The organism is Agarivorans sp. JK6 (assembly GCF_045277145.1).
GTDB classification, from domain to species: Bacteria; Pseudomonadota; Gammaproteobacteria; order Enterobacterales; family Celerinatantimonadaceae; genus Agarivorans; species Agarivorans albus.
In genome coordinates, this window is record NZ_CP113525.1 from 1,834,769 (window position 1) to 1,860,795 (window position 26,027).

Below are 26,027 nucleotides of genomic sequence, written 5' to 3' on the forward strand. Positions count from 1 at the left end.
CGCATCAAAGAGACCTTATTTGGTCTATGGTACACACTATACACCTGATTTCGCTTTGGTTTAGATTGAAGAGTTATAACTAAGGCCTGTTGTAAATGAAAGGAAAATAGATGAAAACTAAGTTAGAAGAATCTAAAACTTGTTGTTGTGTTGATGTTGGTGCAGTTATCGACGGCGAAGAATGTACAGCACAAGTTGAAGAAGTGTTTGCCGAGCAACAACAAGCCGAAGCCCGATTAAACGCTTTAGTAGACAAAGCGCGTAAGGCAGAGTCTGATCCTTGTGAGATTAGCAGCGAAGTTACCGCTGTTGAAGGCGGGTTTAAACTGGCTGCTTCGTTTACTTTTTGCTGCCAAGCAGAAAGCCTAATCTTTCAATTAGGCTTAAATCGCTAAGCGGTATTTTTATATTAAGGATTGAGCGGGGAGAGCCCTTCTTCTCGCTCTTTTTTGCCTTGGCCTTGCTTCTTTAAGGCTTGGCATTGCTGGAAAAACGCGAGTAAATCAAAGTCTGTTTTATCATCGCTCGCCCAGTTCGCGGCGCTAATTTCTTTATGCAGTGCGGCAAAGCTACTAGTTAGCTGCTGTTTATTTATCCACTTAGCTAATGCTTGCTCAGCTTGCAGCTTTTGGTCCGCTTTACAGGCCGCAGCAAACTGTGCCCAATAGTCATCATCTAAATCTACTGCGCTAGCATCTGGCGCTAGTTGAGCCTCTTGCTTAGCATTGCTGCTTTTACGTCTTATCACCCATACCAACAACCCAAGGGTAATTATCCATGCAAAGGCGAAAAACCAAGTCCACAATGAGGTGCTAGGTTTTTCTTGTACTTCAGGGAGAACTTGTTGATTGCTCGGTAACGATTGCAGCTGCTGATTTACTGGAGCTGCCACTACGGTAATGGTTCGCGGTGCTATATCGGCGCTGGCTTGTTGATCTTTGCTTAAATCCCACCAAGGTAGTGACCAGCCAGGAAGAGTAAGTTCGCCTTCGTTTACTGGTATCAGTGCAACATTTAAACTGCGCTGCGCAAACACTATTCCATCTTTAACTATGGTGCGGTCTTGGTATGCTTCTGGGTAAACTCGAAAATCTTCTCCGTAATCAATATCAATTTCCGGCAGTTGATCCTCGGTTATTCCAGCAATGGTTAAGTTGATAATACGGGTAAAAGCTTGGCCTTGCTGGTAGTCACTTTGCAGTGGTTGAATTTCTTCATATAGCAATAAGTCATTAGAGGGCAGCCACGTACCAGGAAAACTTGCTGGTGGCGCTTTTACTTCTAAAGACAAGGTTTGCGCGGCAATGTCTACCGGCCTGGCTCGGCGGTTGATGTCGTTGGCTAGGCCGCTTAAACGTGGCCCTTTTACTTCAAATTCACCGGCCTTTTCAGGGGTGACTAGCCAGTGACGGGTAAGGGTGCGATAACGTTTGCCATCAATTATCTCTAAATCTTGCTTGTCGTCACCTAGCTTTTCTATTTTGGCGCCGAGCATGCTGGGCGCGATAATATTGGCTTGGTCTAGGCTATTTGCTACCCAAATCTTGGCGGTATAGGTTACAGGCTGGCCAATGTAAACCTGAGCATTATCCAAGCTTACTTCCATACGTACCTGGTCTTTACTTGGCTCTATGGCTGCAATGGTTTTGGCTTTAAGTTGAATTGGCGTTGTATTTTGCCCACCAATATTAAAACTAGGGATAAGGTAATTACCTTCTTCGCGCACCAATAGGGTAGTGGTCCAGCGAGTTTGGGTAGATGATTCACCATTAATGCTGGTGTGTTGGCGGCTAGTTGAAGTACTGCCTACTACAAACTTTTGCCTTAACAACACCGATGAGTCAAATTCACTGGCCGCCAAGGTATCGTCGGCCACAATTTCTAGCGTGAAGGCTTGGCCAACTGCCACAGGGTTTTGACTAACCGAAGCGGTAACTTTAGTCGTGGCATAAGCATTAAAGCTAAGTAAAAGAATAAAAAATACACTAAGCGCTTTCACTTACCAGTTCTCCTGATTACTAGGCTGACGACGTCGTTTTTGATATTCAAGGTACATTTTATTGCGAAGCAACAAACTTGGGTCATTAGGTAAATCCTCGAGCCATTTCTGTAACTCTTCTTGGTCACTCGGTTCACCTTGCGAGTTATTGGCTTGAGCGCTTTGCTCAGGTTCTTGTTCTTCATTTGACTGTTCTTCGCCGGCTTGCGCCTGTTGTTGCTGTTCAGACTCTTGCTCTTGCTCGGATTGTTGCTCAGAAGGCGATTGTTGGTCTTGATTCTTTTCTGCTTGGGAATCGTCCTGCTGTTGGTCACCTTGTTGTTGAGACGAATCCGACTCTGATTGCTCATCAGAATCGCTAGAATCTTGTTGCTCTGACTGTTGCTGGTTTTGTTGCTGTTGTTCTAACAGCTCTTCAACTAATTTCTTATTATGTTGAGCGGCAGGAAAGTCATTTTGTAATTCTAAGGCTTGCTCATAGGCTTCTATAGCTTGTTGATAATCACCAAGTTGAGCATGAGCATTTCCTTGGTTAAACCACCCATTGGCGCTGCCATCTTGAGCAAACAGCGCTTGCGCCTCTTGATAGTTACCAGCTTTGTATAAAGCTGAGGCTTTCCAACTTGGGTGGGTAAACAGCTCAGCAGCTTCGCCGTAACGTTCTTCTTCGAAAGCTTGTTGTGCTTGTTGAGCTTGATTTGTCCACACCGAGTTAGCCAGAGCGGGCTTTGGTAGGGCAAAAATGCTAACACATAAACTAACTAGCAATAGCTCTGCGCGGCGCACGCTATTTAGTAGCATCAACAAAATAAAAGGCAGCAGATAAAAGCCAATATCTTTTCTAACCTGCGCTTGTTGATTGCTTTGTTGTTCGCTATCAAAACTGCGGCTACGTAAGGAACTCAGTTTCTCAATATCGCTATTATCAGCACTAATTAGTTGGCAAATACCGTCAGTGTTTTGGCAAAGTGGCAGGAAGTTATCTGCTTCTAACTTAGCAATAACAATGCTGCCATATTGGTCTTTTAACATGCTGCCATCTTCTAGAGGGATGGGCGCTCCTTCTTCGGTGCCCAAGGCCAACATAGAAAAACGTAAATTATGTTGTTGCAAGCTACTTAAGCTTAACTGCATTTGCTGTTCTGTAAGCCCGTCTCCAATCACTACTACATCGCCTTGCGCGTAGCCTGCTTGTTTAATTAGCTCGGCAGCTTGCTCAATGGCAAGGTTAAGGGCTGAACCGTGAGCGGGCATTAACTCTGGTTTTAGGTGGGGAACCAGGTTGGCGAGCGTATTGGTATCGCTACTCAAGGGGCTAAGTACAAATGCGTCGCCCGCATAAGCAATAAGCGCGGTTTCACCATCTTTCCATTGCTCGAGTAAATCTAATGCTTTGTACTTTGCCAGTTCAACTCTATCAGGTTTTACATCTCGCGCTCGCATCGAATAAGACATGTCCATGATTAACACGCGGGCAGAACCTTCGCGGTAGAGTGGTACGTTGTCACTAATAATGCTTGGGCCACTTAAGGCGATTAGAATCAGAGCCAGTAAGCCGGCTAAAGACCATTGGGAGCGTTTACTTTGTTTTGGAGAATCTACCAAATACTTAGCAATGCCTGGGCTAAGCAGTTTGCTCCAAGCAGATTGTTCGCGCTGCTGCTTTTTAAACAACAGCAGTAATAAAAGTGGGCTAAGCAATAGCCATTCTGGACGCAATAAGCTTATATCAAACATTGCTTGCCTCCTGATTAAAACGGCGCATTAGCATCGGGCTGGCTAAACTTGCCACTAACAACAAAGTTGCTAAAGCCAAGGGCCAATAATACAGCTCGTATTGCGGACGGTAGAACTGCTGAGCTTCTGAGATTGGGTTTAAGGCATTTATCTCTTGGTAGATTTTCGAAAGATCTTCGGTACTGCGTGCTCGGTAATATTGACCACCAGTCATTTCAGCTATTTTTATCAACGCGCCTTCGTCGAGATCTTGCGACGGGTTTATCTTACGTGCGCCAAATAAAGTTTGTTGATAAAGCTCGTCGGCACCTACTCCAATGGTGTAAATCACCACTTGATTCTTGGCTGCCATTTCTGCCGCTTGCATTGGATCAACCGAGCCTGAAGTATTTTGGCCATCGGTAAGTAGAATAAGGATCCGCTGCTCTGCTGGGTGGTTCATTAATTGTTTAATACCTAGACCGATGCCTTCACCAATCGCGGTTCTGTCACCCACTAAACCATGTACTAGCTCTTTTACTTGAATTAGTAAGCTGTCTAAATCAAAGCTTAGTGGGCTGGCTAAATAGGCATGGTCGGCAAATAAAATCATGCCTAAACGGTCGCCGCGGCGTTGTTCAATAAATTCGCTGAGCAAAAACTTAAGGGCTGTTAGCCGGTCAACGGCTTCACCATCAAGTTGCATATCTTTGATTTGCATACTGCCTGACATATCAACCGATAATAATAAATCGCGGCCTTGCTCATTTAAGCCTTGGACTTCATCGTCTAGCCATACTGGACGCGCTAATGCAGTAATGCACAAAATCCAAACTAACCATTTAAGGCCAATTTTTAGTGGGCTATTGGTTTTTTCCAAAGCAGCTTGCTGTTGGGTAAAAGGCAAACTGCTGTTTAATAATACTTCGCTTTGTTGTTGCTTGGCTTGGCTGAATTTTTCTACCAACCAAAGCACAGGAATAAGCACAAATACGTAAGGCCAGACAAACTCAAACATCGCTGCCTCCCTTATTTTTGCCGTTCAAGTGTTGTTTGGTGTTTTGCTGATGCCTACCAAAGCCAAATATACTGACCATACTTAGCGGCGGTCTTAGCTGTTTAATCCACTGTTCGCCAAGTTGAATACATTGCTGGGCAGAATCCGATGGGGTAGCTGAGTACAAGGCTTGCTGCCAAGCATCTTGGAGCTCTGAGAATACAGCTTGGTTTCTCCGTGAAGTACTGTCTAAAAAGGCTAACCACGCTTGACCGTATAGCGAAGCGACTTGTTGGCGCGGGTAATAACTCAAGGCCAAGCGCTTCATTAATACGTTGAGCTCTGCCAAGGTGGCTGGTTGCTGCTTGAGCTTAAGTAATGCTTCACGTCGAGGTTTATCTAAGTACCAAAAACGCCAAGATGCAAATAGCAGCAAGCTAAGTGAAAGTATGACCAGTACACCAAGTAGCCACCAACCAATGGCGGGTAGGGCGGTTTCGTAAGTTGTGGGTAAAATGATGTCTTTTAAATCAACTAGAGGATTAGTTTGCTCAGGCATAGTCCTGCCACTCTAAGGCTGTTGAAAAATGCTGATGAGGAATGCGAGCTTGTTGCAGCATTTGCTCAATTTGTTGTTGGCGCTGATTGGCCAAACGCTTAAATTGTTGCCTAAATGCTTTGTTATCTGGCTGCAAATATCCCTCGCTGTTGCCATCGCTTACTTGCAGTTGCATTGCGGTATGCGCTTTGGGCAATTGTTGCTCCAAAGGATCGCTAATTTGCCAAGCAAAAACTTGGTTATGGCTAGCTAAGCGCTGTAAATGCAAGGAGGCTGCTTTGTCAAAATGATAAAAGTCGCTAATTAAATGCACTTGGTAGCCGGTTTTTACTAACTGACATAAAGTCTCAAGATTGTGAGTTGGCGACGAGTCCTGCAGTTGCTGCTCACTTAAGGCCGAAAACTGTTGATTGTGCACATCAACAATGCTTTGTAGCTGAGCTAACCAATGGGTTTTACTGGCTGCTGGTTTTTGGTTGTGTGCCTGCTCACCTAAGTGCAGAGTTAAGGCCACGCGCTCACCCAGTTGTTGGGCATTCCAGCCTAAACAGGCCGCCAGCTCACTCGCGAAAACCGACTTAAGTTTGTCACCGCTGCCAAAATACATGGAGTGTGATAAATCAAGAAAGATAAACACCGGATGCTCGCGGTCTTCTCTAAACAACTTAGTATGGGTTTTACCGGTACGCGCCGTTACTCGCCAGTCGATGCAACGAATGTCATCTCCTGGTTGATAATGACGCACTTCGTCAAACTCCATGCCTCGTCCACGAACTTTGCTTAAGCGATTCCCATGACGGCTACTACTCACTTGGCGCCAGGGAGGCATATTTAAGTGAATAGCACGCGCTTCAATCAACTGTTCAATCTGTAAACTTACCGGCGATTGGCGACTAATGGTATCCATTAGGCAAAGGCCACCAATTCAAGTAAACGTTGGATAACCGCATCGGCTTGAATCCCTTTGGCTTGTGCTTGGTAGCTAAGCAATAAGCGATGGCGTAATACTGGATAAGCTAATTGTTGAATATCTTCCGGGCTAACAAAATCTCGACCGTCGAGCCAAGCTTTAGCGCGAGCGGCGCGGGCTAATGAAATGCTGGCGCGTGGGCTTGCACCAAACTCTAACCACTGACTAAATTCGTCGGTGTAGCGTTCTGGTTGGCGAGTAGCCACCACTAAATCAACAATATATTGGTTAAGCTGAGGTGCGATGTGAACTTCCATAATCGCTCGGCGCAGGGCAAATAGTTTTTGTTGAGTGAGCGGTTCTGGCTGACGTAAGTGCACTTGCTTAGCTTCACGTTCGGTAAGCTGCAGAATTTTGAGTTCGTTTTCTGCATCAGGGTAGTTCAAACACAGCTTGAACATAAAGCGGTCTAGTTGCGCTTCTGGAAGTGGGTAAGTACCTTCTTGCTCTATCGGGTTTTGAGTAGCCATTACCATAAACAGTTTGGGTAGTTTATAGCTGTTGCTACCTACCGTGATTTGCTGCTCGGCCATGGCTTCAAGTAAGGCCGATTGCACTTTAGCTGGGGCACGGTTAATTTCGTCCGCCAATACTAAGTTGTGAAAAATAGGCCCTTTCTGAAAGCTAAAGCTGGCAGTCTCTGGGTGAAACACATCGGTACCGGTTAAATCTGCAGGCAATAAGTCTGGGGTGAACTGGACTCGATGAAAATCACCTTCTATACATTCCGATAGTGCTTTTACCGCTCGGGTCTTAGCAAGCCCTGGAGGACCCTCTACTAATATGTGCCCGTCGGCCAATAAAGCGATAAGTAATTGATTAATAAATTCAGTTTGGCCAACTATGCTTTGGTTAAGGTAATCTCTAATGGCCGATAGTGTGTTGTTACTCATTTGATCCTCTGAATTGTTCATCGCATGCGGATGATAAAACACTCTTCAGTTAGGCTCAAAAAATTTCCTTTAAATTTGACGGCTTACTACTAGTTTTAATCGCTTGTTTGAATTATGTGAAGAAATGGTTAATATAAAGCTTATGAGGTCTGACCTCTTAACTCGTTAAGGATAAATTGAATGCACCAACAACAATCTTTACAAACGGCGAATGGCGCACGCATAGCAGTAGTTGCGGGTTTGCGTACTCCATTTGCGCGTCAAGCCACAGCCTATCATGATGTACCAGCCGTAGATCTTGGGAAAATGGTGGTTAATGAATTAATTAAGCGTGTAGATCTAGACGTGAAAGAAATTCAACAACTGGTATTTGGTCAAGTGGTACAAATGCCTGCGGCGCCAAACATTGCCCGTGAAATTGTTTTGGGGACTCCTTTAGATGTGTCTACTGACGCATATAGTGTTTCTAGGGCTTGTGCTACTAGTTTTCAGGCAACGGTTAACGTAGTTGAGTCCATTATGGCTGGCACAATTGATTGTGGTATTGCTGGTGGTGCAGATTCATCTTCAGTGTTACCTATTGGAGTGAGCAAAAAGCTAGCTCGCAGTTTACTTGAGCTGTCTAAAGCTCGCAGCGCAGGGCAGCGTTGGAATATTATTAAAAAGCTAAGAATTAAAGACTTAGCGCCAGTTCCTCCAGCAGTTGCTGAGTATTCAACCGGTATTTCCATGGGGCAAACTGCAGAGCAAATGGCTAAAACGCATGGTATTAAACGCGCCGACCAAGACAAGTTAGCTGCACGTTCACACCGCTTAGCGCATCAGGCTTGGGAAGAAGGTAAGTTGGACGACGAAGTAATGACCGCTTACCCCGAGCCTTTTAAAACCTCTATTAGCCGTGATAACAATGTGCGCGGTGACTCAAGTGAAGAGAAACTGGCCAAACTAAACCCCGTATTTGACCGCAAACATGGTTCGGTAACTGCAGCTAACGCTACGCCGCTTACCGATGGTGCCGCCGCAGTGTTACTTATGCGAGAAGACAAAGCCAAAGAGCAAGGTTTACCTATTCTTGGTTACATAAAGAGTTATGCTTTTGCTGGCATCGATGTGTGGGAAGACATGTTAATGGGGCCTTCTTATGCAACCCCAATTGCTTTAGACCGCGCAGGTATTGGTTTGCAAGATTTAGACTTAATTGAAATGCACGAAGCCTTTGCCGCTCAAACGCTAGCGAACGTTAAAATGTTTGCCAGTGACGAATTTGCTAAGTCTATTGGCCGAGATAAAGCCTTGGGCGAAATTGACATGGAGAAGTTTAACGTAATGGGTAGCTCAATTGCTTATGGTCACCCGTTTGCCGCCACTGGTGCGCGAATGATTACGCAAATGCTTAACGAACTTCGTCGTCGCGGTGGTGGTTTAGGGTTAACCACTGCCTGTGCGGCAGGTGGTTTGGGCGCAGCAATGGTTTTGGAGGTTGAATAATGGAACAGCAAACTTTCACCTTAACGATTGAAGAGAATATTGCGCTGCTAAAAATTGATGTGCATGGTGAAACCATGAACACCTTAAAAGCCGAATTTGGCCCCGAGCTGGATGCCATATTGGATGACTTAGCTTCTCAGTCTCAACTTACTGGTATGGTGGTGTACAGCGGAAAGGCTGATTCGTTTATCGCCGGCGCTGATATTGGCATGTTGGACAGTTGTGATACTGCCGCCGATGCGCAAAAGCTTTCACAAGACGGACATAAAGTTTTCGCCCGCTTAGCCAAACTACCGTTTCCGGTTATCGCTGCTATTCATGGCCCATGCTTAGGCGGTGGTTTAGAAGTCGCCTTGGCCTGTGATTATCGAGTATGTAGTAACGACGATAAAACCAGCCTAGGCTTGCCTGAAGTGCAGCTTGGTCTGTTACCTGGTGGCGGTGGTACTCAACGCTTACCAAAGCTGGTTGGTATTCAAAAAGCCTTAGAGATGATGCTTACTGGCAAACAGTTACGCCCCAAGCAAGCCCTAAAAAGTGGCTTAGTGGATGAAATGGTACCAAACAGCGTACTGCTAGATGTTGCCAAGAAATATGCAGGCAAAGCTAAACGTAAACCAAAACCTAAACTAAGTACCATTTCAAAGTTATTGGAAGGTAACCCGGTTGGTCGTAATGTGTTGTTTTCTCAGGTAACTAAGCAAACCATGAGCAAAACGCGTGGCAATTACCCAGCGCCTAACGAGATTATTGCCTGTGTTAAAGCCGGGATTGAGAAAAACACCGAGGCCGCATATCAAGAAGAAGCCAAGCGTTTTGCCGACTTAGTGAAAAGCCCTGAGTCAGCAGCGTTGCGCGGCTTGTTTTTTGCGTCGAATGAACTGAAAAAAGAAAGCTTGTTTGAAGGCGTGTCGCCACAAAAAATTAATCAAGTTGCTGTTTTAGGTGGTGGTTTAATGGGAGCGGGCATTGCTTTTGTGTCGGCGACCAAAGCTAAAGCACAAGTTCGTATTAAAGATATTAGCGAAAAGGGTGTGTTAGGCGGCCTAAATTACGCCTATAAGTTGTTAGATAAAAAGCGTAAACGCCGGTTTATCACTAATGCCCAGTTGCAGCAGCAAATGAACAATATTACTGGCGGAACAGATTTTGTTGGCATGCAAAATAGCCAAATTGTGGTGGAAGCAGTATTTGAAGATTTAGCGCTTAAGCAACAAATGGTGGCTGATATTGAAGCCAATTGTAATCAAAAAACGATTTTTGCCAGCAATACCTCTTCATTGCCTATTGGGCAAATAGCGGCTAAAGCTGAGCGCCCAGAGCAAGTGATTGGTCTGCATTACTTTAGTCCAGTAGAAAAAATGCCTTTGGCTGAGATTATTCCGCATGCTGGCACTAATGAGCAAACCATTGCCGATACGGTAGAGTTTGCTCGTAAGCAAGGTAAAACTGCAATTGTGGTAAAAGATGGCGCAGGGTTTTACGTAAACCGTATTCTTGCGCCTTACATGAATGAAGCCGCCATGTTGTTGCTAGAAGGGCAGAGCATTGAACATTTAGATAAAACGCTACTAGATTATGGCTTCCCGGTTGGCCCAATGACCTTGCTTGACGAAGTAGGCATTGATGTAGGTTCTAAAATTGCGCCGATTCTTGAAGCTGAGCTAGGTGAGCGTTTTAAAGCGCCGGATGCATTTGCCAAACTTATCGATGATAAGCGCTTAGGTAAGAAAAACGGTCGAGGTTTCTATCTCTACGGCAAAGGTAAAAAAGCCAAAGCTAAGCAAGTTGACGAGAAGGTGTACTCAGTACTGGGTGTTACACCTAAAACCTCACTCGATGCAGCTACCCTGTCTAAGCGTTGTGTTTATATGATGCTTAATGAAGCAGCGCGCTGTTTAGATGAAGGGGTTATACGCAGTGCGCGAGATGGTGATTTAGGTGCTATTTTCGGTATTGGCTTCCCACCTTTCTTAGGTGGACCATTCCGCGCTATGGATAGTATTGGTATTGCTAACTTGGTGAAAGAGCTTCAGGTGATGGAATCAAGCTACGGTGAGCGTTTTAAACCTTGCGAAGCCTTGGTTGTAATGGCTGATAAAGGCCAAAGCTATTACCCTTAAATTGTAAAGTAAGCATAACAAAAGCCAAGGTGAATAATTCGCCTTGGCTTTAGTGTAATTAAGACATTTCTGTTAACATCTTCACCCTGTCTGTATTAGAGCGAGTAGTATGTTTTTCGTTTTGTTGTTGTCAGTCTGTTTTGGGCTATTTTTCTACGTGGAAGCTATTAAGTTTTCTTTGCCGCGATGGCGTTGGGCATTGGTGGGCTTATTGTTTGGGCCACTTTGCATGCCATTGCTCTGGACGCATCAAAAACTTAACGTAAAGCGCAGCCAAGGTTTTAACGATAGCCGAATGAAGGCTTAATCTAGCCTTCACTGTTTATAGTTTCTTATCTCTTCTAGTTATAGCAATAAATTGCTGAATCACTCTGAAACTCACTACGGCTTTTAACTACTCGCACTGTCTCTAAATGGTGGGTATTTAAAGGCTCTGCTTGCTGCTCACTTGCTCCATGGTTGTATACAATAACCCGGTCTCGCTGCTTGCTTTTTAAGCTCATCATAAATCGGACGAGGTCAACCCGCTCAAGCCGTTCAATGCATTCCGCTGCGCGTTGGCGCTGGTTAAAGGTCAAATCTTTGTTGCCGATGCTTACCCAAAAACGCTGAGCACGGGTTCGCATATTACTTTCGCGCTCTAGTATTTGGGCAATTAGCCCTTGTTTGCTTTGTTGCCATTGCGCGTCACTTAGCTCAAACATCAGCACCGGGAACTCATCCAAAAAGTCGTTAATGGCATCGAGCAGTGTTTGCGGTTGCCCATGTGGTGATTGCACATAGAAAATAATGCCGGGGTGGCGATTAAGCGGCAAGTTGCCCGTTCCCACAATGTAACCTAGCTGCTGCTTGGTGCGTAACTCATTAAAGAAGGTTGAGGTCATAATGTGGTTACTTAGGGTAAACAAGGCAATGCTCTCAGGGCTTAAGTCTCGGCTTTGGTAATAAATCATTAGCGCCGAGTCATTTTGCTGACAATTAATTTCGTATAACAAGCTTCCCTGATCTTTAATGCTAATAAGCTTTCTTGGTGTTTCCTTTGAAGGGCTGGTATCTGGAGATATTTCTTGCTGAATAAACTCTCCCAGCTCTTCAATTGTTGGTTCTGACCAATTGCCGTAAGCCAACATTTCTATATGAATGTTTTGATAAAGTTTGGCCACAAAGTCGGGCAGCTCTTCTAATTGAACACCTTCGAGCTCTTCGAGTAAGGCGCTGGGTGGTGGGTTGTTAGGTTGCAACAACGAAGTTAACTCGCTAAACAGTTGAGAAATAGGCTTAACTTGCATCTGGTTTTGCCAGTGTTTTGCTAACTGCTGCTTAATTATTCCAAAGCGCTTACGCTCAAAATGACCAAATAAACGGTTATTCATGATCATCTTGAGTAGCAAGATTTGTTTGTCACTAAATCCGGATAGATGCAAGGTGTAGCCGCCTTGATGGGCATAGAGCTGGTAAGACATGCCAGCAATCTCGGCTTGGTAAGTCATCTCGCTGAGATGATCTAGCATCAACTCTACCATTAAGCGCGTGCAAACTATGTTGCGCACCGAAGCTACCGCATGTTTTGAATCTACAGACACATACAAATGCCCTTTAGGGACTCTAAATTCCGGTTCGTTGCTAAACCATAAGCGAAAGCCAGGTTTATCAAACAGCAATCTAGGTTCAGCTTCTTGTTCTTGTGGCTCAACCAAAGGCGATTGGTTAAAAGACAAAAATGGATTACTGGCCGGTAGTTGCAAACTTTCTAACTCACTTGGTGATTGCCAGCGTTTAATGCGCTCTGGTTCAATGCGTTTTACCGAATAGGGGGTGTGGTACCACTTAGCTATTTTATCTCCCTTAACATTGGGTGATACCAAAGTAATACGCATTCTCTCAGGGACAATTTGTTTTAAGCATTGCGAGATAAGAGCTTGGTCGTAGTTCTCCATGGCGTAATCGCCATAGATAACATCGTCTGCGGGATAATGCTGTAAGTTAATGGCTAAGTGAGAGACTAAGTCGATAGCCCGTGATTTTTCCTGATAAAGGAAGGCCCGTTCAAATACTTGCTGTTTTTCGCTGTAGCGCCAAGCTTGTAAACCATGTTGGCGAATCATCTCCAAGTAACTGAAGCTCGCGTCGATGATTGAGTCAATACAGTTTAAGCCTTCATCGGTTAAGGAGTAGCTAATGCAAAAATCCTTAAAATTGCTGCCACTGACTCCGCCACCCGCAGCCATAGAGTTAATTAAACCGGCATGGCGCAATAGAGCCACTAAGCTGCCGGGCCCTTCATAACCTAGAATATGCGCAATATAAGTGAGAGGCTTTTGTCGATAAAGTGAATCCATGTCGCCAAAGCCAAAAGACAAAGTGAGCTTTTTAAGATCTTTAACCGGCTGAATATGGGTTTCTAATGCTAGGTTTTCCGGCAAATAAAAGGGGGCTATTTTAGGCTTATTTACTGCAACTTTTGGAACTGCGGAAAAGAGTTGCCGCACATGCGCTTCGTTTTGGTCAAGCTCATGGGGACTAAGCACTGCTAGCGACATTAAATCGGCCGAGTAATGCTGTTGATAAAAGGCGATTAGGTCGTCTCTAATCGATGTTTCACCATCACTAAGAGTATCTAAGCTACCTACAGAAAACTGACTGAAGGGATGATCGGGGTTTACCGTTTCTTTATGTACTTGGTAAATGCGGCGTACATCATCTTTTATTTTTAGTTGGTATTCAGAGTTAACCGCTTGTCGTTCACGCTCAACCAGCTCTGGGTTGAAACACGGGCAGATGAAAAACTGGCTAAAGCGGTCAAGCGCTTCGTCAAACCACTCGTTATCAATATCAAAATAGTAATTGGTGTGTTCGGTGCCTGTCCACGCGTTATTGCTACCGCCATGGCGGTTTATGAAACTTTGGTATTCGCCGGCTTTAGGATAAGAATCTGTTCCCAAAAAAAGCATATGCTCTAAAAAGTGAGCTAAACCTTCACGATTTTTGGGATCGTTAAAGTGGCCAATATTTACTGCGAGAGAAGCAGCAGACTTTTGCGCTGTTTCATCTTGTACTAACAAGACCTTAAGACCATTGTCTAAAGTTATGTAACGATATTGTTTTGGATCGTTAGGGCTAGTGCGCAAGGCAACATTCCTTGTTTATGGCGATAGTATGATTATCAGTCGCTTAACTTGGTCTTGCAAACTCTGATGGATGTTTTGTGGCATATCAATTAAATTAGCAGCCAAAATTAGTAAGCTTAGACGTTTAACACGTCTCAATTAATTAAGAAGAGCCCTTTTATGCAAGTATTTATCATGCGTCATGGTGAAGCCGAAATGTTCGCTGCTAGCGATAGCGAGCGAGCACTAAACCAATCTGGCTTAAATGAAGTAGGTAAAATGGGGGCGTATCTAGCGGATAAACTAGCACAATTAGATTATGTATTAGTGAGCCCATATTTGCGTGCCCAGCAAACATGGCAACGCTTGGCTCAAAGCTTACCGGAAGCGGTTAAAGTGATCGAGTTAAACGAGCTAACGCCCTCTGGTGACGAAGTCGCCGTGGTGAGCTTAATTAACGAACTTGCCATAGAGCAACCTCATGGTAATTTACTAGTGGTATCACATTTGCCGCTAGTGGGCTTTATTGTTGAAGGCTTAGTGGCTGAAGCTGGTGCTCCATTATTTAGTACTGCGGCTGTTGCTGAGTTGCAAGTAGGCCAAGAAAACAGCTTTATCTCACTGCAACACCCAATAAGCTTGTAGTAAAACAAACTTATCAACCGGTTAGCTGTTTACTGTTGGTGTATTGCTCTAAATCTCAAAGGTTCCCAGTTTTTTGTGCTTTTGAGATCTTCTTCGCGGAACAGTGAATTGCTACCGATTTCCTTAGAATTCGTCAATATCTCCTAGTAGTATTCGTTTTGTCAAAACAGCAGTGGACATAATGAATGAAAATATTTTCCCGTTATTCTCCAGTTAAAATTGCCCGTTACGTTAAAGCGTTTTTTAAAGGACGCTTGTATATTCAAGGACGAGGGGCATACGAGTTTAAAAATGGTAAATTAGAAACTTTGGCAAATCACAAAACCACTAAACACCGGCAAACAGTGGCAGAAGTGAACCAACACATCGACGAATTTAAGAATAAAGCCGCTTAACAATAGGCTTTGTTTAGAAAGTAGAAACCACTCTTCGGAGTGGTTTTTTAGTTTGGAGAACTAATTAACACTAACAACGCACTAGAGCCGCCGTGTATTTTGGGAGCCTGATGAAAGGCGAGTACTTCTGGATGTTGAGCCAGCCACTGAGGTACTTTAGTTTTGAGGATTTGTTGACCATGGCCATGCATTATAGAAGCAACGTGGTAGTGCTGTTGCTTGCACTCAATGATTAACGCGGCGATTTCTTGTTTTGCTTGTAGCTGAGTAAGGCCGTGTAAGTCGAGTAGAATCTCCGGGGAATAATCTCCACGACGGAGCTTTTTTAGCTCATAGGGATCGCATTCATCACTTTGCCAACGCATTGGCCCTTCGTCTGGTAGTAAAGGGTGATACTCATCAGAAAAGAAGAATTGGCTATTATTTAAGGCCGCTCGTTGCTGTTTTTCCCTTTGTTGGCTTTTTTGCTTGATTCGAGTGGGCTCAAGACTTATTTTATCTTGTTTTATCTGGCGAACGCCTTTGAGCGCTTCTTTGAAAGCAGCGAAATCTTCGTCAGTTGGTTTTTTCATCTTTTATTATCAGTTGTGCCTGAAGCCATATAGTGGGTGATTGTACTTAATCTGGAGGCCAAATTGGAAAAGATATTTATCGAAGAAGCAATCGATGAGTTACATACTATTCAAGATATGATCCGCTGGGCGGTGAGTCGATTTAATGCTTCTGGCGTTTTCTATGGTCATGGAACTGACAACGCTTGGGACGAAGCGGTGCAACTAATTTTGCCTAGTCTTCATTTACCATTGGACGTTGATCCAGAGGTAAGGCATGCGCGTTTAACTCGTCAAGAACGTAGTTTATTGGTTGAGCTGGTGGTTAAGCGTGTTCAAGAGCGCTTACCTGTGGCTTACTTAACCAATAAAGCATGGTTTGCTGGTTTAGAGTTTTACGTGGACGAAAGAGTGCTTGTGCCTCGTTCTCCTTTTGCTGAACTTATTGAAACCCAATTCTCGCCGTGGTTGCTAGAAGAGCCCAAGCGGATACTAGATTTATGCACGGGCAGCGCTTGTATAGCTATTGGTTGCGCTTATGCTTTCCCCGAAGCAGAAGTAGATGCGGTTGATATTTCGGAAGATGCCCTAGCAGTAGCCGAGATTAATATTCAAGGGCATGGCTTAGAGCAACAAGTTACGCCTATTTTGTCTGATGGCTTAAACGAGTTGAAAGGGCATACTTATGATCTAATTGTCAGCAATCCGCCTTATGTTGATGCTGAAGACATGAGTAACTTGCCAGATGAGTTTATGCATGAGCCTGAGTTAGGCTTGGCATCGGGTTTTGATGGCTTAGAGTTAACTAAAAAGATTTTGGCTGATGCCGCAGATCACTTAACTCCAAATGGTTTGTTAATTGTAGAAATTGGCAATAGCCAAGTGCATATGCAGCAACAGTTTCCCGATGTTCCGTTTACATGGATAGAGTTTACCAACGGCGGGCACGGAGTATTTATTATTAGCCGCGAGCAATTGCTTGCTTGCCGCTCGCAATTTGAACAGTAAGGATAGAATTAATGGCAGGAAACAGCATTGGCCAGCTCTTTCGCGTAACAACCTTTGGTGAAAGCCACGGTGTTGCACTGGGTTGTATTATTGATGGGTGTCCACCGGGACTAGAAATTAACGAAGCAATGATTCAAAAAGATTTGGATCGTCGTAGACCGGGTACATCACGCTATACCACCCAACGTCGTGAACCTGACCAAGTTAAAATTCTTGCAGGTGTATTTGAAGGAAAGACTACCGGTACCTCGATTGGCTTAATGGTTGAGAACACCGATCAGCGTTCTAAAGATTACTCCAATATTAAAGATATGTTCCGCCCTGGCCATGCAGACTACACCTATCATCAAAAGTACGGTACCCGAGATTACCGTGGTGGTGGTCGCTCTTCTGCTCGTGAAACCGCAATGCGGGTAGCGGCGGGTGTAATCGCTAAAGAATATTTGAAGCAACACCATGGTGTAGAGATCCACGGTTACTTAAGTGAACTCGGCCCAGTAAAAGCTGAGAATATCGACTTTTCTCAAATTGAGCAGAACCCGTTTTTCTTTCCAGACGAAAGCAAGTTGGAAGAGCTTGATGAGTTTATGCGAGCGCTGAAAAAAGAAGGTGATTCAATTGGCGCGCGTTTAAGTATTGTTGCTAAGCAAGTTCCAGTTGGCTTAGGTGAGCCAGTATTTGATCGTTTAGATGCTGACATTGCGCATGCATTAATGGGCATTAACGCAGTTAAAGCGGTAGAAATTGGTGACGGCTTTGCGGTCGTTAACCAACGTGGCAGTGAACATCGCGATGAAATGACACCTGAAGGCTTTAGTTCTAACCATGCCGGTGGTGTGTTGGGGGGCATTTCGTCAGGTCAAGATGTGGTTGCACACATTGCCTTAAAACCCACTTCAAGTATTACTGTGCCTGGGCAAACTATTGATAAATATGGCAAGCCGGTAGAAGTTGTGACCAAAGGGCGCCACGACCCATGTGTTGGTATTCGCGCAGTACCGATTGCTGAAGCAATGTTAGCAATAGTGTTAATGGATCATTGTTTACGCCAGCGTGGCCAAAACGGCGCTGTAGCGACAGAAACGCCGATCCTGCGTTAAGATATAGCCTTTAACAGTAAGCCCTTAAATGTTGCATTTAGGGGCTTTTTTTATAGCATAGCGAGAACTAGAGAATAGCGATGCTGGATGACGTAAAGCAGCTTATTTTACTGTTTAATGAAACCTTTGCTGATTTTAATACTGAACTAGTTGCTGGAGAAGATGAGCCGATTTATCTACCAGCAGGTGAAGACAGGGTTAAGCACCAAATAGTGTTTGCTCATGGTTTTTATGCCAGTGCCTTACACGAGATTGCTCATTGGTGCATTGCCGGTGAGCAGCGCCGACAGTTAGAAGATTATGGTTATTGGTATAAGGCCGATGGGCGAAACCAGCAGCAGCAATTGGACTTTGAAAAAGTGGAATATAAACCGCAAGCCGTGGAGTGTGGCTTAGCGCGCGCTGCAGGACGTACTTTTCAAGTGAGTGTTGATAACTTATCTGGCTTTCAAAGTGACCGCCATGCGTTTGCTGCTGCGGTTGAAGAGCAGTATCAGCTATATTTGCAGCAAGGCTTCCCGGCAAGGGCTCAAAAATTCATGACGGTGTTAAACAAGGCAAACCAAGCATTGGTTGAGGTTGCAAATGATTAAACTTGGTTTGATTGTAAATCCCATTGCTGGTGTTGGTGGTAGCGTTGCGCTAAAAGGCTCTGATGGGGTGAGTGAACAGGCACTTGCTAAGGGTGCAACAAAAAAAGCCAACTTGCGCGCCGAACAAGCTTTGCAGGCGCTAAGCCAAGTTCAGCAAGCATTTATTGTTTATACCGCCTCAGGCGAAATGGGTGAAGACTTGTGTCAAAAGCTATCCTTGCCTCATGAAGTGATTTATCAAGCTAATCAACCCTCAGATGCGCTTGATACTCAACAAGCTGCGCAGCAGCTGGCTAAGCTTGGTGTAGAGCTACTGGTGTTTGCGGGCGGAGATGGTACCGCTCGAGACGTGCTTAGTGCTGTGGGTGAGGGGACTAAGTGTTTAGGTATTCCTGCTGGTTGTAAGATTCATTCTGGCGTTTATGGCGTTACGCCTGCCGCTAGTGGCATTGTTATCGAGAAGCTAATTAAAGGCGAAATGCTAAGCCTTAAAAGCGCCGATGTAATGGATATCGACGAGCAAGCTTTTCGCCAAGGAAGAGTGCGTGCTAAGTGTTTTGGCGAGATGATCGTGCCTGATGAATTGCGTTATGTTCAGTCGGTTAAGCAAGGTGGTATTGAATCTGAAGAGCTGGTTTTACAGGATATTGCCGCCGAAGTGATAGAGTTGTTAGAAGATGAGCAGTTTATCGCAGGATCAGGCTCCACTGTAGCCGCTATTATGCAGGAGTTATCACTGCCTAATACTCTTCTGGGAGTAGATTTGGTTAAAGATCACCAAATTGTCCAAGAGGATTTGACCGAAGCTGAGCTGATTAATAGAATAAGCAACGTACAAACTAAGCTATTGATTACACCCATTGGTGGTCAGGGACATTTATTTGGCCGTGGCAATCAACAACTAAGTCCTGCGGTTATTCGCAAGCTTGGCCGGGAAAATATTGTAGTTGTAGCAACAAAAACTAAACTTAAATCTTTGCATGGACGCCCGTTGATTGTTGATACTGGCGATACAGAACTAGATAAGAACTTATCTGGAAGCATCAAGGTAATTACTGGTTACCGAGATTATATTATGTATCGAGTATCGAACCCTGAAAATGAGGTTACCGATGCTCAAGAATTATGTCACCCTGCTGCAGACTTACCTGAACAGCCACGACACTAATCTAAATGCTCCACCAAAAAATGTTATTCAATACCTAAGTGATCATCTTGGGGTTGTTGCAACACTAACTGAATTAAGTGGTCGCCCAATGGTGCATTGCTTAAAATCACAAATGCATATTGCCTTGTTGGATGCTCACTTTGACGGTGAAACAGACGAAACTATGCAATCGCAGGTAGAGGCTTTATGGCGCGATGCTATTTCGTTTGCTGATAGTCAACAGCAAGTTGTTTCTGCTGTAGCCTAAGTGATTAAGTAAAGAATCAAAAAAGCAAAGCTTCGGCTTTGCTTTTTTAGTTTGTTTCCCTGAGTATTAATCAGGTGTTTTATGAGCAAACAGACTGGTTTGGTTTCGACCGTTGTGTTTACTTTGATATAAGGCTTGGTCGGTATTAGCTAACCAGTCTTTAGCACTGGCAGTTTGATCATCTAGCTCTGCCACTCCCAAACTCACAGTAAATGGAATTTCCACTCCATCTACTACTGGTTTTAAGGCCTCAATCGCGGTTCGTAAGCGTTCACAAAAGATTTTGGCATGTTCTGAATCTGTATCGGTTAAAATAACGCCAAATTCTTCGCCGCCATAACGCCCTGCAATATCGGTTTTACGCATAACCTTGCGTAATGTATCACCCACTAAAGTAATGATTTTATCGCCAGCCGGATGACCGTAGGTATCGTTCACTTGTTTAAAGTGGTCAATATCAAACATCACTAGAGAGCTAGGTGCGGTGTTTCGTACAAAGCGATTAAACTCTTGTTCTAATCTATCTTGCCAGTACCCTCGGTTGTATAACTGAGTAAGCTTGTCGGTACGGCTTAGTATTTTTAGCTCTTCATTGACCTTCTGCGCTTCAAGTTTATTCACTGCGTTATCGGTAACATCATAAATAATTAAACTAATATGAGTAACAATACCGGTTAATGACGTAAGCGGAATGATGGTGATGTTTTGGTACATAAAATCTACCGTACCGGTGATTGGGCGATAGTTTTTAAAGGGGAATACGTGCGGCCGCTGTTCCCAGGTGGTAAATGCGCGGTTTTTTAGAAAAAACACCGAATCAATTTTGTGGCGCAGCCAATCTTCTGGAAGCTGAGGAAATAGCGAGAACAGCTTTTTACCTTGGGCTTGGTCGGGACGCAAGCCACTGTGGGTTTCCATGAAGTTGTTCCACACTTGTACTTGGTAGTCTTTATCGAGCACCACTAGTCCGACATCGATAGTTTGTATCATGTCCAGCATCCAGTGGAACTCGTTCATTTCATTTTGATGTTGGCTCATTGGTGCTCAAATAAGTAAGAAATTTTGTTATTTAGAGTTGGCAGTGAATCTTCAGTAATCAGCAATAATAAGTCACATTGAATGTTGTGCTTTTCAATAGTGTAGTTTATTTCAATTGCCAAAGTTTTTTGCCAGCGTTGGGTATTACTGTTTATTAAGTCGCCGATATTACAATGTTGTCCCAATACCACGGGGTGGCCTTGTGAAAAGCCAACATCTAGTTGGTCGGATACTCCCTTCAGGCAAGCACCGATAAGAATGTTGGCAATGTCCATTAGCACTTCTAGTTGCCCATTGTCATCTAATTCGCCTTGATAATTCATAAGCTTAGACATATCAGCGAAACTAGAATCGTGGAACAAAAGCAGCGCTTCTCCGGCAATACCAGAGCCAATAAAGCCTTGGCAAACCGCCGACATCGCTTCGTTTTCTTCAACCGAAGTCAGCGCCATATGCAATTCACTAGTTTCAAGAATATTAACGTTAGGGATAGGTAAAACGATAAATGCATCGAGTAAGCGCGCTAGTAAGTCAGCTGCTCGTCCCATCGCTACGTTGGCAATCTCTTGGTAGTGGTCCCTAAAGTCGACAATTTTTGGTGAAAGTGTATCGTTGACCGGTGCGGGCATTTTATCTAAAGCGGCTAAGTCGTTTTCAAGCTCAAGCAGTTGCTGCGATTCAACAATGCCGTAGGCAACCAAGATTTCACCAATTTTAGCTTTGTTCGTAGGCTTCTTAATGAAATCGAGGGCACCAAGTTGTTTAACTCGGGTATAGGCTTCGGGTTGAACATCGCCAGACACCACAATAATCAGTGCCGGTAAATCGTTCTTCTGCACTTCTTCTAGTACTTCATATCCGTCCATTACTGGCATGTTGAGATCGAGGAAAACCACGTCTCCTTTACCTTGACGGATCAAGTCAACTCCTTCTTGGCCATGCTTGGCGAAGCTTATCTCTACATCCCAGCCGGGTGGAAGGCTGCGGGCCATTTGCTTTCTTGCGAGGTTGGAGTCATCGCATATGAGAATTGGTAACGACATAATTTACTATTAACTCTCCTTGTATGCTGACAGTATGAAGCTAAATGCCAACCTTGCTAAGTCTCAATTGATAAAAAACAGAGATTTGTATGCCGCGCTTTGAGGTGATTCACAAAAACTGTTCTGTAGTTCGGTGTAAAGATAAGTTTAGTCGAGAAGTTATTGATTATTAGTTAAAGTTTCAAACTTGTGCTGACTGTCTGTTATGCTGCAGGGTCAAAATATAAAAATAAATCTATTAATTAGCGTTAAAGCTAGTAAACGGAAGTGGACTTTTAGAGGAACTAAAGTGAAACCAGCAAGATGGATCAGGCAAGGAGTAGTGGCCGTTTGTGTACTGTTTTCTGTATGCGCACAGTCTGCCTCGGTGCAAAGTAGTATAGAGTATTATGATGTTAGCGCTCATGATTTAAACCAATTACGTAATCAGCTGAAAGCGCAAGGTCCCCAAAAACAAGGAAATCGTTACAGTATTGCTGCGCAATATCGAATGAATTGGACACCTAAGGTGCAAATTCGTAACGACCGTTGCGAGGCTCTTCAACCGGAATTACAGCTAAGTGCTGATTTAGTGATGCCTCGTTGGATAAGCCAGAGTAATGCAGATTTTGCAGCCCAACAATCTTGGATTGGTTATATTGCAGCTGCTCAGCAGTACCACCAAAAAATCACCCGTTTAATAGAACAAAGTGTTGACCGCTTTATTCAGCAAACTCAAGGCTTAAGTGCAACAGAGTGCGACAAACTTGAAGCACTAATTAATGCCAAAGGCAGAGCGGCTTTAGCTAGCGCACAACAAAAGGTTCGTACCTATCAGCGCCAAACGCGCCATGGCGAGTCTTTAGGTTTAACAATACCTTAAGTTATCAGCAATTTGGGCCAAGACTATTTTGTTAGCTTGGCCAATTAGAACGTTGATTCAACACGCTTATCTATTTTTGAACTCACGATAATTTAAGGCTAAAGGGCGCTTTTTTACTAAACGTCGGTTCCAAAAACGATGTGGATGAACGCAATTTAAAGTACTTTGCTTAAGTGGTATCGGTTCGTTAGATAGTTGGGCGGCTAACAACTCCGTAGCAAATGGTGCGCTGCATATTCCTCTTGAACCAAAACCAATAGCAACAAATACTCCACCATAACTTGGAGGGTTCACCTCTTGCCATTGCTGTTGGTATTGCTCACTAAACAATTGTTCCAAATTTGGCAATTGGCCTATCAATGGGAAGTGGTCGCGCACTGCGCAGCGGGTTGCTGCTCGGCCTGGTATATTTGCCAGCTTTAGTTGCTCATTCCACGGTTGGGGCTGACACTTTCTAATTGCCTTTAAGTTGCTCTCTGCTTCGTTGGCTTTTAGTTCAAGGCTTAAATCATTGCGAATGTAACTTGCACCAATGCAATGCTGCTGTTGGTTGGCAGGTGTTAAGTATCCTTCGTAACACAATACCTTACTGAGCTTACTTAGTTGTGGCGTGGTTTCGATATGGCTGACTTGCCCACGCACAGGGGTGATGGGAAGCTGCTCAGCTTGGGGCAAACTCAATAGATGGTGAGACTGACAGAAAACTATATTGTTGTGTTGTTTTACCTGTGAGCCAAAATGTAGTCTACAGCCTTGGTTCTCCAGTTCAAACTCGCTTAACTCATGCCCGTAGTACACACTTAATAGCCCAGATTGCTCCGCTGCTTTTAGAATGGTTTGCACACATTGTTTTGCATTCACCCATCCTGCGTGAGGGTAAAATAAGGCTTCGTCATCTAAACTCAGGCCAGCCAGCTTGCTGGCGGTAGCCTTATCTACCGGGTAAACCAAGTTTTTAGGGTAGCCAGCTTGAGCAATATTGAGATTTTTTGCTTGAGACTTTTCGTTATATGCCAATTGCAATAGGCCGCAGTAATCGTGTTCAACTTCTAACTGCTGTTGTGCCAATTGTGCCAACACTTGATGATGATAATTAAAGGCATGCTGAAAAAACTCACTAACGTGAGGTTGGTTAGGGCTAAGCAAAGGATACACTGCGCCTTGTCGGTTGCCGGAGGCCTCTAAAGCAGCAGCGCTGTTTTTTTCATATAAACTAACTTTTATTCCTCGTTTAACTAACGCATAGGCGAGGCTAACACCAGCAATGCCCGCGCCAATAATAGCGACGTCTTCTCCCGCTTTGATCCCATTGCGGCTGTATAGTCGGGAGTTTAGGCTTTGAGGCGCTGTTTGCTGTTTGAAACGGCCCACTAACATGTCACGTTTTCGGCCAAAACCTTTTGCTTTTTGCGTATCAAAGCCTACTTCAATCAAACCTCTTCTCACAAAGCCTGCTGCGGTAAAGGTGGCTAAGGAAGCATCTTTAGCCGAAAGCACAGCCATGCCCTCGAATAATTTTTGTGTCCACATATCAGGATTTTTGCTGGGAGCGAAGCCATCTAAAAACCAAGAGTTAACCAAGCCTCCGCTAATGTTCGGAACTTCTGGCAGGTTGTGGTGCACATCGCCGATCCAAATGTCTAAGGTAATGGGGGCCGGGTGGTGAAAGGCAATTCGATGACATCCAGGCGTCATAATTTGAGGGTAGTATGCAATTAGCTGGTCACTGAACTCCTTAAGTTCAGGCCATTGTTTTAGGGCTTGGCTTAGATCGTTTAGTGATAAAGGGTGCTTTTCAAAGCTAATAAAATGTAGTCGAGTTAACGCCGTATCGGGGTTTGTTTCGAGAAATTGCTGGTAATGCTGCCATGCCGCCAAAAAGTTTAAGCCAGTGCCGAAACCCGTCTCGGCGATAACGTAGCTAGGACTTTGATGGTTTTGCCAGCGCTCAGTGAGTTGATTTTGTTCAATAAAAACGTAACGGCTTTCGGCCAAACCATTGTCTACAGAAAAATAGACATCGTCGTAATCGGTAGCCACAGGGGTACCTTCTGGATTCCAATGAATCGTGGCTGTTGTGGTGTTATTCACATTATCCGATGAAGACAAAACTTTACCTCGAGTTTTACTAGAAAATTTAAGCGTACACGTGTACTCTCATCCGACCAGATTAGGCTGCAAAATCGGTAACATAGCAGCAAATACAACCCGTGAGACCATCTGATGAAAAGAGCAGTTATCACCGGGCTAGGCATTATATCTAGTATCGGTAACAATAAAGAAGAAGTATTAGCATCCTTACAAGCAGGTAAATCGGGAATTACCCATTCACCTGAGTTTGCCGAGCAAAACTTACGTAGCCAAGTATGGGGTGATTTAAAAATTAACCCTGCTGAGCATGTTGATCGCAAAACCATGCGTTTCATGGGCGACGCTGCAGCATTTTCTTACCTTTCAATGCAACAAGCTATTGAAGATGCCAAGCTAGGCGAAGACTTAGTATCAAACGAGCGCACAGGTTTAGTTGTTGGCTCTGGCGGTGCGTCGTCTAAAAACCAAGTAGAAGCGGCCGATATTTTACGTGCCAAAGGCGTACGTCGTGTTGGTCCTTACATGGTACCTAGAACCATGTCGAGCACCACCTCTGCTTGCTTAGCGACACCGTTCAAAATCAAAGGTGTAAACTATTCAATTAGCAGTGCTTGTGCAACCAGTGCTCACTGTATTGGTCACGCTTTAGAGCTGATTCAATTAGGCAAGCAAGACGTTGTTTTTGCTGGTGGCGGTGAAGAACTTCACTGGACCCTAGCCATGGAATTTGATGCTATGGGCGCATTGTCGACTAAATACAACGACAACCCAGAGCTTGCCTCTCGTACTTATGATGCAGACCGAGATGGCTTTGTTATCTCTGGCGGCGGCGGTATGGTTGTGGTTGAAGAGCTTGAGCATGCACTTGCTCGTGGCGCCAAAATCTACGGTGAAGTAGTGGGTTATGGTGCAACGTCTGATGGTTACGATATGGTTGCGCCATCTGGTGAGGGCGCAGTGCGCTGTATGCGCCAAGCTATGCAAGGGCTAGAAGGTGACATTGATTACGTAAATACCCACGGTACTTCAACGCCAGTAGGCGATGTGAAAGAGTTGGGTGCAATTCAAGAAGTGTTTGGTGGCAACAGCCCATTAATTAGCGCAACTAAAGCGATGACTGGTCACGCATTAGGCGCGGCAGGTGTTCACGAAGCAATTTACTCTTTGCTGATGATGGAAAATGACTTCGTTGCACCAAGCATTAATATCAATACATTGGATGAAAAAGCCGAAGGTTTGAACATTGTGGCTAATGAAGCCAAGAGCGCGAAGTTAAATCGCGTAATGTCTAACAGCTTTGGTTTTGGTGGCACTAACGCCACGCTTGTAATCGAACGTTTCCAAGACTAAATCAAATTTGTTTGAAAAAAGCTGCCTTTAGGCAGCTTTTTTTTTATGGAATTTATAACGCGTGGTAAGATTGCCCACCTCAAA

General features: G+C 44.3%; 23 protein-coding genes. 12 read left to right on the forward strand and 11 right to left on the reverse strand.

Annotated features, from left to right (window positions below):
* The first annotated feature begins 110 nt into the window (after positions 1-110).
* Positions 111-395: a DUF406 family protein gene (locus tag OV592_RS08740; RefSeq protein ID WP_016403441.1), complete on the forward strand. Its 285-nt coding sequence runs from the start codon at positions 111-113 to the stop codon at positions 393-395.
* A 14-nt stretch (positions 396-409) separates the two neighbouring features.
* Here the strand turns inward: OV592_RS08740 and OV592_RS08745 are convergent, their stop codons facing one another.
* The 6 genes from OV592_RS08745 to OV592_RS08770 are packed head-to-tail and all read right to left on the reverse strand — an operon-like array spanning position 410 to position 7,134.
* On the reverse strand, positions 410-1,999 hold the full coding sequence (locus OV592_RS08745) for a BatD family protein (RefSeq protein ID WP_406611117.1): 1,590 nt from the start codon (positions 1,997-1,999) through the stop codon (positions 410-412).
* On the reverse strand, positions 2,000-3,736 hold the full coding sequence (locus OV592_RS08750; protein ID WP_406611118.1) for a VWA domain-containing protein: 1,737 nt from the start codon (positions 3,734-3,736) through the stop codon (positions 2,000-2,002).
* Positions 3,729-4,733: a VWA domain-containing protein gene (locus tag OV592_RS08755; RefSeq protein WP_220721107.1), complete on the reverse strand. Its 1,005-nt coding sequence runs from the start codon at positions 4,731-4,733 to the stop codon at positions 3,729-3,731. Before OV592_RS08755 ends, OV592_RS08750 begins: the two co-directional genes overlap by 8 nt.
* Positions 4,726-5,271, reverse strand: coding sequence for a DUF4381 domain-containing protein (locus tag OV592_RS08760; RefSeq protein ID WP_406611119.1), 546 nt, complete (start codon positions 5,269-5,271; stop codon positions 4,726-4,728). The genes OV592_RS08755 and OV592_RS08760 overlap by 8 nt, the downstream gene beginning before the upstream one ends.
* Positions 5,264-6,178, reverse strand: coding sequence for a DUF58 domain-containing protein (locus tag OV592_RS08765; RefSeq protein ID WP_406611120.1), 915 nt, complete (start codon positions 6,176-6,178; stop codon positions 5,264-5,266). The genes OV592_RS08760 and OV592_RS08765 overlap by 8 nt, the downstream gene beginning before the upstream one ends.
* Positions 6,178-7,134: a MoxR family ATPase gene (locus OV592_RS08770; RefSeq protein WP_016403435.1), complete on the reverse strand. Its 957-nt coding sequence runs from the start codon at positions 7,132-7,134 to the stop codon at positions 6,178-6,180. Before OV592_RS08770 ends, OV592_RS08765 begins: the two co-directional genes overlap by 1 nt.
* 180 nt (positions 7,135-7,314) lie before the next feature.
* Here OV592_RS08770 and fadI point away from each other — a divergent pair, with 180 nt between their 5' ends.
* Both fadI and fadJ read left to right on the forward strand, forming a co-directional pair.
* The gene (fadI, locus tag OV592_RS08775) at positions 7,315-8,622 is read left to right on the forward strand and encodes an acetyl-CoA C-acyltransferase FadI (RefSeq protein ID WP_406611121.1); all 1,308 of its coding nucleotides are present in this window, start codon (positions 7,315-7,317) and stop codon (positions 8,620-8,622) included.
* Positions 8,622-10,745, forward strand: a complete 2,124-nt coding sequence (gene fadJ / locus OV592_RS08780; protein ID WP_406611122.1) for a fatty acid oxidation complex subunit alpha FadJ — start codon at positions 8,622-8,624, stop codon at positions 10,743-10,745. The genes fadI and fadJ overlap by 1 nt, the downstream gene beginning before the upstream one ends.
* 341 nt (positions 10,746-11,086) lie before the next feature.
* Here the strand turns inward: fadJ and OV592_RS08785 are convergent, their stop codons facing one another.
* Positions 11,087-13,873 (reverse strand): insulinase family protein, encoded by a 2,787-nt coding sequence (locus tag OV592_RS08785; RefSeq protein WP_406611123.1) that lies wholly within the window; start codon positions 13,871-13,873, stop codon positions 11,087-11,089.
* Between the two features lie 159 nt (positions 13,874-14,032).
* Between OV592_RS08785 and sixA the strand changes: the two genes are divergently transcribed.
* Both sixA and OV592_RS08795 read left to right on the forward strand, forming a co-directional pair.
* Positions 14,033-14,497 (forward strand): phosphohistidine phosphatase SixA, encoded by a 465-nt coding sequence (gene sixA / locus OV592_RS08790; RefSeq protein WP_406611124.1) that lies wholly within the window; start codon positions 14,033-14,035, stop codon positions 14,495-14,497.
* A gap of 185 nt (positions 14,498-14,682) precedes the next feature.
* The gene (locus OV592_RS08795; RefSeq protein ID WP_016403429.1) at positions 14,683-14,892 is read left to right on the forward strand and encodes a DUF1107 family protein; all 210 of its coding nucleotides are present in this window, start codon (positions 14,683-14,685) and stop codon (positions 14,890-14,892) included.
* A gap of 47 nt (positions 14,893-14,939) precedes the next feature.
* Here the strand turns inward: OV592_RS08795 and smrB are convergent, their stop codons facing one another.
* A complete protein-coding gene (gene smrB, locus OV592_RS08800; RefSeq protein WP_016403428.1) occupies positions 14,940-15,464 on the reverse strand; it encodes an endonuclease SmrB in 525 nt (174 codons plus the stop codon).
* 63 nt (positions 15,465-15,527) lie between these two features.
* Between smrB and prmB the strand changes: the two genes are divergently transcribed.
* From prmB to OV592_RS08825, 5 genes are all read left to right on the forward strand, one after another.
* Complete coding sequence (prmB, locus tag OV592_RS08805; RefSeq protein WP_016403427.1) at positions 15,528-16,451, forward strand: 50S ribosomal protein L3 N(5)-glutamine methyltransferase; 924 nt, start codon at positions 15,528-15,530, stop codon at positions 16,449-16,451.
* 11 nt (positions 16,452-16,462) lie between these two features.
* Complete coding sequence (gene aroC / locus OV592_RS08810) at positions 16,463-17,551, forward strand: chorismate synthase (RefSeq protein ID WP_406611125.1); 1,089 nt, start codon at positions 16,463-16,465, stop codon at positions 17,549-17,551.
* Between the two features lie 80 nt (positions 17,552-17,631).
* Complete coding sequence (locus tag OV592_RS08815; RefSeq protein WP_406611126.1) at positions 17,632-18,144, forward strand: elongation factor P hydroxylase; 513 nt, start codon at positions 17,632-17,634, stop codon at positions 18,142-18,144.
* On the forward strand, positions 18,137-19,312 hold the full coding sequence (locus OV592_RS08820; RefSeq protein WP_406611127.1) for an ATP-NAD kinase family protein: 1,176 nt from the start codon (positions 18,137-18,139) through the stop codon (positions 19,310-19,312). The genes OV592_RS08815 and OV592_RS08820 overlap by 8 nt, the downstream gene beginning before the upstream one ends.
* Positions 19,257-19,559, forward strand: coding sequence for a hypothetical protein (locus OV592_RS08825; RefSeq protein ID WP_152781096.1), 303 nt, complete (start codon positions 19,257-19,259; stop codon positions 19,557-19,559). Before OV592_RS08820 ends, OV592_RS08825 begins: the two co-directional genes overlap by 56 nt.
* A gap of 66 nt (positions 19,560-19,625) precedes the next feature.
* On the opposite strand, the gene OV592_RS08830 is transcribed toward OV592_RS08825, so the two are convergent.
* Positions 19,626-20,597 carry a GGDEF domain-containing protein gene (locus tag OV592_RS08830; RefSeq protein ID WP_016403422.1) on the reverse strand — a complete coding sequence of 324 codons (972 nt, stop codon included), beginning with the start codon at positions 20,595-20,597 and terminating at the stop codon, positions 19,626-19,628.
* On the reverse strand, positions 20,594-21,640 hold the full coding sequence (locus OV592_RS08835; RefSeq protein ID WP_040307574.1) for a response regulator: 1,047 nt from the start codon (positions 21,638-21,640) through the stop codon (positions 20,594-20,596). The genes OV592_RS08830 and OV592_RS08835 overlap by 4 nt, the downstream gene beginning before the upstream one ends.
* A 289-nt stretch (positions 21,641-21,929) precedes the next feature.
* Here OV592_RS08835 and OV592_RS08840 point away from each other — a divergent pair, with 289 nt between their 5' ends.
* Positions 21,930-22,502 carry a DUF922 domain-containing protein gene (locus tag OV592_RS08840; RefSeq protein WP_406611128.1) on the forward strand — a complete coding sequence of 191 codons (573 nt, stop codon included), beginning with the start codon at positions 21,930-21,932 and terminating at the stop codon, positions 22,500-22,502.
* Positions 22,503-22,568: 66 nt separating this feature from the next.
* Here the strand turns inward: OV592_RS08840 and mnmC are convergent, their stop codons facing one another.
* Positions 22,569-24,611: a bifunctional tRNA (5-methylaminomethyl-2-thiouridine)(34)-methyltransferase MnmD/FAD-dependent 5-carboxymethylaminomethyl-2-thiouridine(34) oxidoreductase MnmC gene (gene mnmC / locus OV592_RS08845; RefSeq protein ID WP_406611129.1), complete on the reverse strand. Its 2,043-nt coding sequence runs from the start codon at positions 24,609-24,611 to the stop codon at positions 22,569-22,571.
* A gap of 114 nt (positions 24,612-24,725) precedes the next feature.
* Here mnmC and fabB point away from each other — a divergent pair, with 114 nt between their 5' ends.
* On the forward strand, positions 24,726-25,943 hold the full coding sequence (gene fabB / locus OV592_RS08850; protein WP_406611130.1) for a beta-ketoacyl-ACP synthase I: 1,218 nt from the start codon (positions 24,726-24,728) through the stop codon (positions 25,941-25,943).
* Positions 25,944-26,027: the final 84 nt, after the last annotated feature.

What these genes read in the sequence shown, in the direction of transcription:
- OV592_RS08820 (WP_406611127.1), top strand. Translation starts at nt 18,137, where the DNA reads ATGATTAAACTTGGTTTGATTGTAAATCCCATTGCTGGTGTTGGTGGT.
- sixA (WP_406611124.1), top strand. Translation starts at nt 14,033, where the DNA reads ATGCAAGTATTTATCATGCGTCATGGTGAAGCCGAAATGTTCGCTGCT.
- OV592_RS08830 (WP_016403422.1), bottom strand. Translation starts at nt 20,597, where the DNA reads ATGAGCCAACATCAAAATGAAATGAACGAGTTCCACTGGATGCTGGAC.
- OV592_RS08750 (WP_406611118.1), bottom strand. Translation starts at nt 3,736, where the DNA reads ATGTTTGATATAAGCTTATTGCGTCCAGAATGGCTATTGCTTAGCCCA.
- fadI (WP_406611121.1), top strand. Translation starts at nt 7,315, where the DNA reads ATGCACCAACAACAATCTTTACAAACGGCGAATGGCGCACGCATAGCA.
- OV592_RS08815 (WP_406611126.1), top strand. Translation starts at nt 17,632, where the DNA reads ATGCTGGATGACGTAAAGCAGCTTATTTTACTGTTTAATGAAACCTTT.
- OV592_RS08740 (WP_016403441.1), top strand. Translation starts at nt 111, where the DNA reads ATGAAAACTAAGTTAGAAGAATCTAAAACTTGTTGTTGTGTTGATGTT.
- OV592_RS08765 (WP_406611120.1), bottom strand. Translation starts at nt 6,178, where the DNA reads ATGGATACCATTAGTCGCCAATCGCCGGTAAGTTTACAGATTGAACAG.
- aroC (WP_406611125.1), top strand. Translation starts at nt 16,463, where the DNA reads ATGGCAGGAAACAGCATTGGCCAGCTCTTTCGCGTAACAACCTTTGGT.
- OV592_RS08770 (WP_016403435.1), bottom strand. Translation starts at nt 7,134, where the DNA reads ATGAGTAACAACACACTATCGGCCATTAGAGATTACCTTAACCAAAGC.
- smrB (WP_016403428.1), bottom strand. Translation starts at nt 15,464, where the DNA reads ATGAAAAAACCAACTGACGAAGATTTCGCTGCTTTCAAAGAAGCGCTC.
- OV592_RS08755 (WP_220721107.1), bottom strand. Translation starts at nt 4,733, where the DNA reads ATGTTTGAGTTTGTCTGGCCTTACGTATTTGTGCTTATTCCTGTGCTT.
- fabB (WP_406611130.1), top strand. Translation starts at nt 24,726, where the DNA reads ATGAAAAGAGCAGTTATCACCGGGCTAGGCATTATATCTAGTATCGGT.
- OV592_RS08825 (WP_152781096.1), top strand. Translation starts at nt 19,257, where the DNA reads ATGCTCAAGAATTATGTCACCCTGCTGCAGACTTACCTGAACAGCCAC.
- OV592_RS08760 (WP_406611119.1), bottom strand. Translation starts at nt 5,271, where the DNA reads ATGCCTGAGCAAACTAATCCTCTAGTTGATTTAAAAGACATCATTTTA.
- fadJ (WP_406611122.1), top strand. Translation starts at nt 8,622, where the DNA reads ATGGAACAGCAAACTTTCACCTTAACGATTGAAGAGAATATTGCGCTG.
- OV592_RS08795 (WP_016403429.1), top strand. Translation starts at nt 14,683, where the DNA reads ATGAAAATATTTTCCCGTTATTCTCCAGTTAAAATTGCCCGTTACGTT.
- OV592_RS08835 (WP_040307574.1), bottom strand. Translation starts at nt 21,640, where the DNA reads ATGTCGTTACCAATTCTCATATGCGATGACTCCAACCTCGCAAGAAAG.